11 protein-coding genes and 1 pseudogene are annotated in these 12,807 nt (G+C 68.5%); 10 read left to right on the forward strand and 2 right to left on the reverse strand.

Features of this window, described 5'->3' with window-relative positions:
• Positions 1-112: 112 nt before the first annotated feature.
• Positions 113-646, reverse strand: coding sequence for a phosphoribosyltransferase family protein (locus AB0F98_RS29155; protein WP_357741897.1), 534 nt, complete (start codon positions 644-646; stop codon positions 113-115).
• A gap of 147 nt (positions 647-793) precedes the next feature.
• Between AB0F98_RS29155 and AB0F98_RS29160 the strand changes: the two genes are divergently transcribed.
• From AB0F98_RS29160 to AB0F98_RS29190, 7 genes are all read left to right on the forward strand, one after another.
• Complete coding sequence (locus AB0F98_RS29160; RefSeq protein WP_357741900.1) at positions 794-1,135, forward strand: VOC family protein; 342 nt, start codon at positions 794-796, stop codon at positions 1,133-1,135.
• A 104-nt stretch (positions 1,136-1,239) separates the two neighbouring features.
• Positions 1,240-1,653, forward strand: coding sequence for a GNAT family N-acetyltransferase (locus AB0F98_RS29165; protein WP_357741903.1), 414 nt, complete (start codon positions 1,240-1,242; stop codon positions 1,651-1,653).
• A 168-nt stretch (positions 1,654-1,821) separates the two neighbouring features.
• Positions 1,822-2,403: a DUF3592 domain-containing protein gene (locus AB0F98_RS29170; protein ID WP_357741906.1), complete on the forward strand. Its 582-nt coding sequence runs from the start codon at positions 1,822-1,824 to the stop codon at positions 2,401-2,403.
• A gap of 244 nt (positions 2,404-2,647) precedes the next feature.
• Positions 2,648-3,907 carry a nucleotide disphospho-sugar-binding domain-containing protein gene (locus tag AB0F98_RS29175; protein ID WP_357741909.1) on the forward strand — a complete coding sequence of 420 codons (1,260 nt, stop codon included), beginning with the start codon at positions 2,648-2,650 and terminating at the stop codon, positions 3,905-3,907.
• 210 nt (positions 3,908-4,117) lie between these two features.
• Positions 4,118-4,729, forward strand: a complete 612-nt coding sequence (locus tag AB0F98_RS29180; protein ID WP_357741911.1) for a DUF6518 family protein — start codon at positions 4,118-4,120, stop codon at positions 4,727-4,729.
• A gap of 79 nt (positions 4,730-4,808) precedes the next feature.
• The gene (locus AB0F98_RS29185; protein WP_357741914.1) at positions 4,809-5,483 is read left to right on the forward strand and encodes an SMI1/KNR4 family protein; all 675 of its coding nucleotides are present in this window, start codon (positions 4,809-4,811) and stop codon (positions 5,481-5,483) included.
• A 392-nt stretch (positions 5,484-5,875) separates the two neighbouring features.
• Positions 5,876-6,844 (forward strand): hypothetical protein, encoded by a 969-nt coding sequence (locus AB0F98_RS29190; RefSeq protein ID WP_357741917.1) that lies wholly within the window; start codon positions 5,876-5,878, stop codon positions 6,842-6,844.
• Positions 6,845-6,877: 33 nt separating this feature from the next.
• Here the strand turns inward: AB0F98_RS29190 and AB0F98_RS29195 are convergent, their stop codons facing one another.
• Complete coding sequence (locus AB0F98_RS29195) at positions 6,878-7,534, reverse strand: HAD family hydrolase (protein WP_357741920.1); 657 nt, start codon at positions 7,532-7,534, stop codon at positions 6,878-6,880.
• Positions 7,535-8,191: 657 nt separating this feature from the next.
• Between AB0F98_RS29195 and AB0F98_RS29200 the strand changes: the two genes are divergently transcribed.
• The 3 genes and pseudogenes from AB0F98_RS29200 to AB0F98_RS29210 all read left to right on the forward strand — a co-directional run bounded on the left by AB0F98_RS29200 (position 8,192) and on the right by AB0F98_RS29210 (position 12,712).
• The gene (locus tag AB0F98_RS29200; protein WP_357741923.1) at positions 8,192-9,319 is read left to right on the forward strand and encodes an MFS transporter; all 1,128 of its coding nucleotides are present in this window, start codon (positions 8,192-8,194) and stop codon (positions 9,317-9,319) included.
• Between the two features lie 15 nt (positions 9,320-9,334).
• A pseudogene (locus AB0F98_RS29205) lies at positions 9,335-9,539 on the forward strand (site-specific integrase); the annotation flags it as partial.
• A gap of 626 nt (positions 9,540-10,165) precedes the next feature.
• Positions 10,166-12,712, forward strand: coding sequence for a S8 family serine peptidase (locus tag AB0F98_RS29210; RefSeq protein WP_357741926.1), 2,547 nt, complete (start codon positions 10,166-10,168; stop codon positions 12,710-12,712).
• Positions 12,713-12,807: the final 95 nt, after the last annotated feature.

The raw sequence follows: 12,807 nt of genomic DNA on the forward strand, positions 1-12,807 counted from the left end.
CCGCACAGCCATCCGACGTACCCCCGCACACACCTGCCGGTCAACCCCCGCTGGAGCCGGGGGTTAACCCCCGGTCCGGGCGGCGCCGGAGTCGGAGTTTCCGATCTCGCCGCTAGCGGGCCGGGTCGGTCGGCGTCAGGTCGGCGCGGGTGAGCAGCGCACGCAGTGCGATGCCTTCGGCGGCCAACGCCTCGGCCCCGCCCTCCTGGCGGTCGATCACGCAGACGGCGGCGTCGACGCGCGCGCCCAACTGCCGCAGCTCCTTCGTCGAGAGCACCACCTGCCCGCCGGAGGTCACCACGTCCTCGACCACCAGCACCTGCCGCCCGGCGACCTCCGCGCCCTCGGCCAGCCGCGCGGTGCCGTACGGCTTCGCCGCCTTGCGGACGAACGCGCACGGCAGCCCGGTGTGCCGGCCGAGCGCCGTGACGACGGCGATGCCGCCCATCTCCAGCCCGGCGAGCACCTCCGTGCCGGCGGGCACCAGGGCGGCCATCTGTTCGGCCAGGGCGTCCAACAGGACGGGGTCGGCCTCGAACTGATACTTGTCGAAGTACTCGGTGGCCACCCGTCCGGAACGCAGCACGAATTCGCCGGTGAGCCGGGCCCTGGCGTTGACCTGGCGGGCGAGATCATCGAGATTCATGGCAGTGATCTTGACACGGCAGGCGCGGACCGCGGCGGGCAGGTGACCGGTCCTCGACGCGTACTCGAAGCACAGAAAACAGGCACCGCGCCGGTGCCCGCCCGCGTCCTCCCCCACCCGGATCCCGCGTCCGGTTAGCCTGGCCGAATGGCCGTCGACCTGTTCGCGGGAATCCCCGTCAGCGATTACGGCGCGGCGCGGACCTGGTACGAGAGGCTGCTCGGCACCCCGCCCGCGTTCCTCCCGAACGACACCGAAGCCGTGTGGGAACTCGCCGAACACCGGTTCGTCTACATCGAACGGCTACCCGAGCACGCCGGCCACGCCAGGCACACCATCTTCGTCGACGACCTGGAGAGCCGGGTGGCCGCGGCCGCCGAGCGAGGGCTGGAGCCGGCCAGACAGGAGACGTACGAGAACGGCGTACGGAAGATCACGTACGTCGACCCCGACGGGAACGAGATCGGATTCGGCGGAGCCCCCGGCTGACCGGACGCCGGCCTGACCTGGCCGGCCGCGCCACACGTTGCCCGCGCACCCTCGAAGACCGCAGGCTACGCTCACCGCCGTCGCCGTGGGGAAGGACGGGCGTGATGATCGGTGTACGGCAGTTTCGCTGGCCGGACTACGACGCCGTGACCGAGCTGTGGAGGTCGGCGGGCCGCGACGTCCTACCCCGAGACGAGCTGGAAACGAAGCTGCTGCGCGACCCACAGCTCTTCCTCGTGGCCGAAACCGGCGAGACGGTCGTGGGCGTGGTGCTGGGCACCTACGACGGTCGGCGAGGGTGGATCCTCCGGCTGGCCGTCGACCCGGCGTGCCGCCGGCAGGGCGTCGCCACCCGCCTGATCGGTGAACTCGAGCTGCGGTTCGCAGCCGTGGGCTGCCCGCGAGTGAACCTGCTGGTCCTGCCGGAGGACGACGGGGCGCTCCGGTTCTGGCAGGCCCTCGGCTACCTGCCGTTTCCCGACGTCCTCTGCTCCAAGCCGATGGACACCCCGCGGTAGGGCTCCCCCGGCGACCTCATCCCCTCCTGCCCCTGCCGCGATGGACAACCGACTGCACGAGCACGAGATCCAGATCACTTGGGTGACGGCCGGCCGAACCGGCGCCGTCCTCGCCACGTGGGTGCGGTGACAACGCTGGACCTGATTGGCGACCGGAGGACGGCTGACATGCCCAACCAGATCATGAGGAGCCTGGCCGGAATTCTGACCGGCAGGGGAGCACGCGCCGCCGCCGGCGCGACGCTCATCGCCGACGGGCTGGTCGGCATCGACGTTCCCGGCGGACGCAAGCGGACCGGCATCTTCGGCTCCCTTGTGGTGCTCGCCGTCGGCCTGCTGTTCGTCGGGATCGGCTGGTGGTGGCACGGCCAGCATCAGCCGTACGCCGGTGGGACGTCGACGACCGCCACCGTCACCGGGGTCACGAGCTCTCGCGACACCGACGGCCGCATGATGTACTCGCGGGTCCTGACGTTCACCACCTCGGACAACCGGCCGGTGGAGTTCACCGAGCCGGAACAGAGCAGCAAGCGCCCGAGGGTCGGTTCCACCGCGACGGTCTCCTACCTGCCGCAGGACCCGGAGTCGGCACGCATCATCCCGGAGACGGACTGGCTGCCGTACGGCATCATCGCCATGGGCGCGCTGGCGGCGATCATCGGTGCGGTGATCTTCGTCGTACGTCTGGTCACCCTCGTCGCCGGCGTCTATCTGCTCGCCGGCGCAGCCCGGCGCAAGGTCCGCCAGTAGGTGACGCATCGTGCCGTCCCGACTCCGCCGCAACGCACCCCGGCAGGTACGCCGGCCGCGCCGTCCGGTTCGGCACCCCCACGCGGTACGGCCGGTCGTCGACGTAGCGCAGATCACGTGAACGCTCAGGCCGGATCTTCCGTGCTGGAAGTGCTGGTCGGACCGCGCGGGGCCCGGCAGCTTCGAGACGAGAGAGATCCGGATGGCGAAGGTAGTAGTTGGGGCGACCCCTTTCCAGGGGCACGTGAGCCCGGTCCTCACGGTCGCGGCGGAGCTGGTCAGGCGTGGCCATGAGGTGGTCGTGTACACCGGGTCCCGCTTCGAGCAGCACGCGCTCGCGATCGGTGCACGGTTCCGGGCGCTGCCCCTGGAGGCCGACCTCGACGACCGGGAGTTCGACAAGCTCTACCCGGTGCGGGCCACCCTCCCGCCGGGCCCGGCCCAGTTGGCGTTCGACTTCGAGAACGTCTTCGTCGGCCACCTGCCCGCGCAGGTGCGCGGTCTGCGGGCGCTGCTGGCCGAGTTCCCCGCCGATGTGATCATCGGCGAGCTCGGGTTCCTGTCGATTCCGGTGCTGAACCTCTCCACGCCGCCGGAGCACCGCCCGACGCTCGTGACGCTGGGCACCATCCCCGTGCTGCTCCCGCGCGAGGACACCGCACCGGTCGACGCCGGTACCGAGTCGACGCCGGACGAGCAGGCGGACAGCGGCAACGCGGCGCAGCACGCCGAGGTGCCCGACGTCCTCGTCCAGCTGCAGAAGTTCACCGAGGCGACGTTCGAGTCGTTGGGCGCGACGCTGCCGGACCTGCTCTTCCAGGCGCCCCTGCAGCGCACGGACCACTACCTGCAGCTGACCGTGCCCGGCTTCGAGTTTCCACGCAACAACCTTCCGGCGAACTTCCGGTTCGTCGGCATGCTGCCCCCGACCGTCGGCCGCGACTACGTCGAGCCGGCGTGGTGGCCCGAGCTGTCGGCCGGCCGTCCGGTGGTGGTCGTCACCCAGGGCACGGTCGCCAACGTCGACCTGAACGAACTGGTCATCCCCACGCTGCGTGCCCTCGCCGACCTCGACGTCCTCGTGGTGGCCGCCACCGCACGCGAAGACGGGCCGGACCTGGTACGCCAGGCGCTGCCCGAGGTACCGGAGAACGTCCGGCTGGCCGGCTTCGTACCGTTCGACCGGCTGCTGCCCCACGCCGACGTACTGGTCACCAACGGCGGTTACGGCGGCGTGCAGACCGCCCTGTACCACGAGGTGCCGCTGGTGGTCGCCGGCGCCAGCGAGGACAAGCCGGAGGTGGCCGAACGGGTCGAGTGGACCGGCACCGGCGTCAACCTGCGTACCGGCACGCCGCAGGTGGCGGACCTGCGTACCGCGGTGCAGACGGTCCTCGGCGACCCGGCCTACCGCTCCCGGGTCGAGGTCCTCGCCAAGGAGATCGGCCAGTACCAACCGTTCGACGCGATCGCCGAGATCGTCGACGGGGCCGCCCGCCGCTGAGCGGCCGGCGGGAAAGACGGATGCGCCGCGGCGGCCCGGAGGTTCGGACCGCACCCGTGGCGGCGACCACCGCCTCGATCTCCGCGCTCTGTCCCGAACCGGACGATCGGGGTGGTGGCCATCCTGTCGCGCGCCCTGTCCTCGGGTCTGCCGGGAACGCCCCCGCGGCTGGCAGATCCACACGAGGGCATACTGAGTATGCTGCCCGCCGTGCATCCTGATCAGCGAACGACAGCACTCGCCGCCGTGGCGGGAGGCATCCTGCTCGGCGCCCTCGACTTCCTGTGGATCACGTCGGTGCCGTACCCGTTCGCCGAACTCGGCAACTCCACCGCCACCTGGGCGGTCGCCGCCTTCGCCTTCGGCTACTGGGTCCGATCCGGCCGGGTACGCCCGGCCCTGGGCGCGACCGTCCTGCTCGTCGTGGCCGTGCCCAGTTACTACCTGGCGGCGGCGCTCATCCAAGGCGACGCGTTGGCCGTGCTGTGGCAACCGTCGTCGCTGCTCTGGATGCTCTTCGGCGTCCTCGCCGGGGTCGTCTTCGGCACCGGCGGCACCTGGGCCCGCAAGACGGGCTGGCGACAGATCATCGGCAGCGCGCTGCCGGCCGCGGTGTTCTTCGAGGAAGCGGCGAGGTTCGCCCGCCACGCCAGCGACCCCAACTATCCCCCGGGCGCCGGGTGGAACGTCGCCATCGACGTGGCCCTCGCCGTCCTGATCGTCGCGCTCATCGGACGGACGTTCCGGCAGCGAGCGCTCGCACTGGTTGCCGCCCTGCCGCTGGCGGCGATCATCTTCCTCGGGCTCACACTGGTCGGCTGACCGCTACGCTTCGCCGGCGGTACGCCCTGCACGGCAGGCGGGTTCGGAACATTTCGCGCGGCCTTGTATCGTGCCGCCCGTGACGCGCTGCGACTGGTCAGATGTACGTGAACGGCTTGCGCGGCTGGCCGCTGCGCCGGACGTCGTCGACGACTTCAGCTATTCAGGCCACGGTTGGGAGCTTGAGCCGCCATTGAGCGCCGACGATCTGGCCGACGCAGAGGCTGAGCTTCAAATCACCCTGCCCGGCGAGTACCGGTCCTTCCTGCTGGAAGCGGGGCGAGGGGGTGCAGGGCCCGCCTACGGACTCTTCCCCATCCGGAAGCTCGACGGGCACTGGCAGTGGGAGGGCGACGGCGCCGATCTGACCGAGCGGGACACTCTCAAGCTGCCCTTCCCACACGTCGAGGCGTTCAACCCTGTCGACGGTCTGCCGGATCCGCCGGACGAGGAGGACTACGACTCGGAGGAGGAGTTCAACGCGGCTGAGGACGCGTACTGGGAACAGCACCAAGCCGTCGTCTACAAGCCCGAACACTCGGTCGGCCTGCTGTACCTGTGTCATCTCGGCTGCGCGCTGCGAGAGGCTCTCGTTGTCAGCGGCCCGGCACGGGGCCAGATGTGGGCGGACGACACGGCCGACGACGGTGGTTTCCGGCCGCTCCACGACGACGACGGGACACCGCTCGGGTTCGCCCGCTGGTACCGGCGCTGGCTGGAGGCGGCCGAGGTGTCACACGGCATCCGCGCGTAGGACCTCACCATCGTCCACACCGCACCAACCACCGGCCGGCCCCTGAGCCGTACGGATCAGGTCAGGCAACCAACTTCACCTCGAGACCCGGCTCGTCCTCGTAGTCGGTCGCTTCAGCCGGCACCAACGTCGTCCGGAGGCCGTAGCGGTCCTCGGTGAAGTGCGGCGGGACACGGCGCTAGACCGCCTGCACCGGCAACTCCAGGAGCTGCGCCGCGAGCCGATCTCGATCTTCATCCGTGGCCACGTGACCGACCGTACGGCGCATCCACCGGCCCGGAACCCACCCGACCACCCGCCGATTGACCGAAACGACCGGCCGGCGGGTCGGACGCCGGGCAGGATTGAGCCGGATCGTCCGAGCGGGACCACCCCGCCAGGGGAGGTGTCGAATGGTCGCCGTCCGGATTCCGCCGAGCTACTTCGGGATCCCCTTCGGCCTCGCCGGCCTGGCCAACACCTGGACCGTGGCCGGACAGGACGGCGGCGCGCCGACGTCGATCGGCGACGCCCTGCTCGCGCTCGCCGCACTGACCTGGCTCGCCGTGTTGGCGGCGTACGGAGCGTACGCACTACCCAGACCGAGAAGGCTCGTCGGCGACATGGTGGATCCGATCACGGGCCCGTTCGTCTCGCTCGCCGTCATCACCCCGATGCTGCTCGCCGCGCAGGGCGTCGCCCCGCACGACATGGGCGCCGCGCGGATCCTCGTCGACGTGTTCCTGGTCCTCACCGTCCTCTACGGCGGCTGGATAACCGGGCAGTGGATCTACGGCCGGATCGACATCGACCAGATCCACCCCGGCTACTTCCTGCCCACCGTGGCCGGCGGATTCATCGCCTCGGCGGCCGCGCGCCTCGTCGGTCAGCACACCTTGGCGGACGTCATGTTCGGGCTCGGGTTCATCTGCTGGCTCGTGCTCGGGTCGATAACCCTGAACCGTCTCTTCACCCGGCCGCAGCTGCCGACACCGCTCATACCGACCCTCGCGATCGAGGTGGCCCCCTCCGCCCTGGCCGGGCTCGCGCTCTTCGCCCGCAACGGCGGCCAGATCGACATCTGGGTGATGCTGATCTCCGGGTACGGGCTGGTGCTGGTCCTCGCGCAGATCCGGCTTCTCCCGCTCTACCTGCGGTTGAGCTTCGCCCCGGGCTTCTGGGCGTTCACGTTCTCCTGGTCGGCAGTGGCCACGATGGCCCTGCACTGGCTCACCGGCAGCGAACCGCCAGGCCACCGTATCTACTCGTACCTCGTGCTGGCGGCCATCTCGGCGCTGATCGGCGGCATCGCCGTACGGTCGATCGTGGCCGCGGCGCGCGGCCGGTTCCTGCCCCCGCCCGCCCCACCGGCGGCACCGTGACCGGCACCTGGGTCACCGCCGCAGCTCGCCGAGCTAGCCGCTCGCCGCGTTGTGCTTCGCTACCAGGCTCGGGAGTTCGTCGAGCGAATCGATGCGGAACAGGCACTGCTCGGACACGGCCGGAATGTCGAGGAGGTAGCCCCACGGCGAACGCCTGATCAGGCACGCCTTCATACCGGCCGCGACGGCCGGGCGTGCGTCGTTGTCGGCCCGATCGCCGACGTACAGGATCGAGGACGCATCGCCACCACCTTCGCGAACGACGTGCTCGAAGAAGACCGGTGACGGCTTCGCCACACCCCAACCGGCCGACGTGCCGATCACGTCGACGGGCAGGTCGAGAGCGCGGAGAATCGTCTCCGCGTGAGCCGGCTGGTTGCCGGCCAGGCCCACGAGCAGGCCCTGATCCTGCAGAGCGGCGAGGCACGACCGCGCGTCGGGGTACAGATCCTCCTCCCCGAACGACTCCGGTTCACCGGCGGCTTTCCGGCGTTCGAGCTCGACCGCGAGATCGAAATCGGGCCGGAAGATCCGAAACGGCTCCTGCCAGTCCGAACCCCGTGCGATCGCCGCACCGAAGACCGCCGAAAACGTATGCCGTGGAACGCCGAGCCAGTCCGCCCAGGCCTCGAACTCGCGGGACTCGTCGAGAATCGTCCCGCCGATATCGAAGAAGACGGCGTCGATCATCGGCTCCCCCGTCCCGGTCGCGTTGTCAGCGGATCATAGGAGATCTTCGAGCTCAGGTGGGGCGAGACGTCCACGCTGAAACCCGGCCCCTCCGGGCCCTCCGCCGTCCCCGCCCGACCGTCGCCATCCAACAGCCGCAGGCGTACCCGGTGAGAGGGTCATCCGCGCAGTGGAATGATCTGGTCAGGCCGGCCCCCCGGTCGCTGGTCCAATTCCGGGCCACAGGCTATGTCGACCATGTCGACGTGCGGGTCCTCGCCCGCCACCCCTGACAGCCGGGCGCAGAGCCGGACGTGAACCTCGGCGGCCACATAGCCACCACCATGTCCGGTCCCGTCATAGGCGACGTCCACCTCAAGGCGCCCGCCGTGGCCCACACGTTGTCCGAACAGGATGCCGTGTCGGTCGGCGCTACTGGCGGCTGTCGCCAGGGCAGCCAGCCGCTCGTCGATTGCCTCCGGGCAGCGTGACTGGCACTGGCAAGCGTGGCCGGCCCGGCGCTGCACAGCTTGTGTCTGACCTCACGCCCAGCCCGTTGGACCTTCACATCCATGTGATGGTTCAACCATAGTCGCCATGCGAACTGGAACAGCACGGCTGGCTGACGGCCCGGAAGCGGACCCGCGCCCGAGGCTCCCGCTGGGCGCATTGACAGCGATGGCCACCGCTTCCTCCATCACCGTCTTGACCGAGGCGCTGCCAGGCGGCCTGCTGCCCACCATGAGCACCGACCTTCGGGTTGGAGAATCCTCCATGGGGCAAGCGGTGACGATCTACGCGATCGGGTCCGCGGTCGCGGCGATCCCATTGTCCGCGGCCACATCCGGATGGCGGCGAAAGCGATTGCTGCTCAGCACCATGGCTGGGTTCGCGATCGCCAACACGATGACGGCCGTCTCGGACCAGTACCTGCTGACGATGATCGGCCGATTCATTGCCGGCGTGTGCGGCGGCCTGGTCTGGGCGATGATGGCGGGTTACGCCCGGCGCATGGTGCCTGGCCCGCTCCACGGCAAGGCGATCGCCGTCGCGATGGTTGGGACACCGCTCGCCCTCGCCCTCGGGGTACCGGCAGGAACGCTCCTCGGTCAGGCCCTTGGCTGGCGGGTCGCCTTCTGGGCCATGACCATCATCGCGTTGGTCGTGCTCGCCTGGCTCAGCGTGACGATCCCGGACTTCCCGGGCGAGCGCCGCCAACGTCGATCCGGAGTCGCGCACACCCTGCGCCTGCCAGGCGTGGCAGCCGTCCTGTTCGTCGTGCTGACAGTCGTGCTGGCACACACCATTCTCTACACGTACATCGCGACATTCCTCGACAAGTTCGGCATGGTCGATTCCACCGCCCTGGTGCTGCTCGTGTTCGGCACGGCGTCGGTGGTGGCCACCTCCGTGGTGGGCTCCCACATTCAACGTCGGCTGCGCATCCTCACCCTCGGCGGCACCCTCCTGTTCGCCGCCGCGGCCACCCTCCTGGCAACACTCGCCGACAACCCCGTTCTCGTGTACGTCGCAGCAGTGCTGTGGGGACTCGGGTTCGGTGGCATGGCCACCCTTCTTCAGACAGCCCTGGGGGACGCGGCCGGCGCGGCCGCCGACACCGCCCAGGCCATGCTCGTCACCTTGTGGAACACCGCGCTCGCCCTAGGCGGAGTCATCGGTGGCCTGCTCCTCGACGGCGTGGGCGCCGGATCCTTCCCCTGGTCCGTACTCGTCCTCCTCGCACCCGCGCTCGTCACCGTCGCCGCCGCTCACCGGCACGGCTTCTCCGCAACGCGGCCGGCATGAACAGTTGTCGGCCCTGACCCGCGCGACTCGGCCCCCGCCAACTGCGGCACGGCTTCGCATCCCTGCTGTCGGACAGCGGCATAAGCATCGGCCAGCTCGTCGATCTCTGCGGCCACGCCGGCACGACCGCAACCGAGCGCGTCTAGCGGCACCCGACTCCGGCCGGTTGCTCCTGAGCGGCGCGATCGCCACGGAACGGATCTTCGGCTCCGACGAATAGTCACCCAGTTGGACACCCAGCTACGACAAGGGAGCATGTCCATCGATTGGACGTGCTCTCTGAACTGCGCTGCCGCCCTGACCGGGCTCATACCCGAGCTGCTTCGCGGCCACATGCCGCGCACGTCTATCGAGCGCTACAACACCGGCCAAATCCACCAGGACCATAGGATCGGTCTGGCAGCTCCGACCGACGACTGCAACGTCCCGGTGCCCACCCCTACCGACCGCACACATCGCCACAGACGCCTCGGATGACTCCCGCACGAGCCCGCGGCCACCACATAACCCCAGCTCAAAACCGGCCGAGTTCCGACCAGGACCGTCACTCATCCGGCCCTGCGAGGAGCCCCTGACCCGGCCCATGATGGTTGCGCGCATCGATGCAGACGGTCGTTCAAGCCGCTTCTGCTGGGCCGATGTTGCCCTCTTGACGAGGCACATCCGTCGCAGTCTAATTGGTGATCATGTAGGGGAGGCCACGCGTGGGAGAGTTCCGGCTCGCCGTTCTGACGTGGCAGTGTTTCCTTATTTTGTCTCGACCAGCGTGTGTGGATCGTGGGGCTCGGACGCAACCTTCCGCACCCGTTCGTCAGAGATGTCGCCCAATTTGGGAAGGAACCGGAAATGAGCATGAGGTCCACGAGTCGGCGGCAGTTCCTGCAGCGGTTGGGAGGCACCCTTGCCGCCGGGGCAGGCATCGCGCTTTTCCCGGCCGGGTTCGCCTCGGCATCGTCCAAAACAGGTACGACATCGACCCCTGGCCATACGGGCGGCGGGCTGGCGTACCGGGAGGGCTGCCCGCAGTGTACGTACCCGGGAGACCCCGGATTTGTCGCCAGGAACCCAGGGGAGCTGGATGCGGCAAAAGCCAGCTGGGAAACGCCGGAATATGGGTATTACACCGGCCATAATCCTTCCAACCCTGGCACAGCCATCGACTCCCCATGGCAACTCGTCGCGGTAAACGCGTCCACCGCCTACGCCCTGGGGTACTTCGGGCAGGGCGTCGCGCTGGGCATGATGGATTCGGGCTACCGGACCACACACGAAGCATTTCAGACCGGGCTCATCGTTCCGGTGAGAGCGGAGGGTGTCTACGGCACGTCCGGCTTCGGGTATCGCAACGCAGCAACCCCGGCGAACCCGTTCACCGCGGGCGAGCCTTTCACTGTGGCCGGCGATCAGGCGAGAACAAGTGACTACTCGCACGGGACCGGCATGCTTGGGGTCACCTCCGGCATTCGCGACGGCAAGGAGCAGCACGGCATCGTCTTCGGGTCGACGATGTACGTCGCCAAGACCGGCGGTTCCGACACCCAGTCCCACGGCCCCTTCCACGATTACGTGTACTGGCATACGGCCAACAAGGCCCTGGTCGACGCAGGCGCCCAGGTCATCAACAGCAGTTGGGGCTCTTATGTCCAGACTATTGACAGAACCCGCTTCGACGGCCTAGGAAACGACCTCGGGGTCAACGGCAACCTTGCCAACGCCTACCAACTGCGTGGCAAGGACAGCGCCAGCGCCACGGCGATGGCGACCATCCTCCCCAACGAGTACCTGAAGGATCTGGAGTACCAGTATTTCCTCTTCAAGAAGAGCTATTCGGAAGGCGGCATTCAATACAATCCGAACTATCCCGGACGCTCCTTCATGGACGCGATCTGGGACGCCATCAAGGACAGCGGCACCGTCAACGTAAGGTCGGCCGGTAACAACGACTGGAGCAACCCGTTCTATCGCCCCGCGTATCCCTTCTTCAACCCCTTGGCGGAAAGGCAGTGGGTATCCGTCGGCGGGGCGCAACCGCCCACCGCGGCCAATCCCGAATACACGAAGCAGTCCGGGTTCAACGAGGCTGGGCTCGCCAAATGGTGGACCGTGTCCACCCCTTCAAACAGCGTTCGGACCACGAGCAGCGGTGGTGACACCAACTACTCGAACTCGAGCGGCACGTCGCCGGCGACGCCCGTCGCGACCGCGGTGATGGGGGTTCTGCTCTCCCGCTATCCGAACATGGACGCCAGGCAGGTGCGTGAGCTGATGCTCACCACGGCGAACAACAAGATGTCCGACGGCGTGAGATTCCTCGGCACCGGGCAAACCTCCCCCTCCGGGGCATCGATCGCCTGGACCGCTCCCGACGGCCTTCCGGACGACCGCTGGGGCTGGGGGATTCCCGATCTGGCCAAGGGCATGTACGGCCCCGGCCAGCTCCTGAGCCCCATGACCTACAACATGGACAAAGCGCCCCTGGACGTCTGGTCGAACGACATCAGCCAGATCGCGATCAAGGAAAGGGAGCGGGAGGATCTGGAGTGGCTGGCGGCCTACAAGGAGCAAGGCATCGCCTACGCCGGCGAATTCGGCCCCAATGTGCTGAGCCCGGACGGCACGCTCAGCGAACAGGCCTTCATGCTTCAGGGCATCCTGGCTGACCCCTACATCCAAGCCATCACTGACGGCCGTCCCGAGTTGTACGACAAGATCACCTACGCGGACGCGGTCAAGTGGCGCAAGGAATGGATGGACAAGCGCGCGGCCTACATTCAGAACAACATCGACAACAACCTGTACACGGCATCTCTGACCAAACAGGGCTCCGGGACGCTGGTCATGACAGGCGACAACACCTACGAGGGCGGCTCGACGGTTGAAGGCGGTAAGCTCTCGATCACCGGCTCGCACGCAAGCTCGATCGACGTCAAGGGCGGCACGCTCGGCGGGACCGGTTTCGTGGCAGGCAGCATCGACGTCCACAGCGGCGTACTGCAGCCCGGTCTGTCAACAGAGGAAGCGGCGTCCGCGCTGTCCATCACCCTCACCGACGTCGCGCCCGGCAACGTCCTGAAGGTCGGCGGCGACGTGACCGTCAGCCGAGCGGGTCGCCTCGCCATCACCATCTCCGGCGACCACGACTACACGAGCGTACGGGCCACGGGTGACCTGGTGCTGCACGGCGAACTCGCCCTGGACGTTCGCGCGCCCCTCACTCCGGGCACGGTACTGACGATCATGAGCGGCGACTCGATCAAGGGCAACTTCCACTCCCTGCCGGAACGGCGGGTCCTGAACGCGGGCCGCCACATGTTCAGGGTGTCCTACCAGGACGGCAAGGTGACGCTGACCGTCGTGCGGAGGCTGCCCGGGGCAGGGGCCGACCGCGCCTAGCACCTAGGGCGTGTCCTGCCGATCTTGTAGTGGTTGATCGTCGACGATGTGCCGGTGGTACGTCGTGGTGAACTGACCGATGAGGCGTGGGCGGT

Source organism: Micromonospora sp. NPDC023737 (genome assembly GCF_040639715.1).
In the GTDB taxonomy this organism is placed as follows: Bacteria; Actinomycetota; Actinomycetes; order Mycobacteriales; family Micromonosporaceae; genus Micromonospora.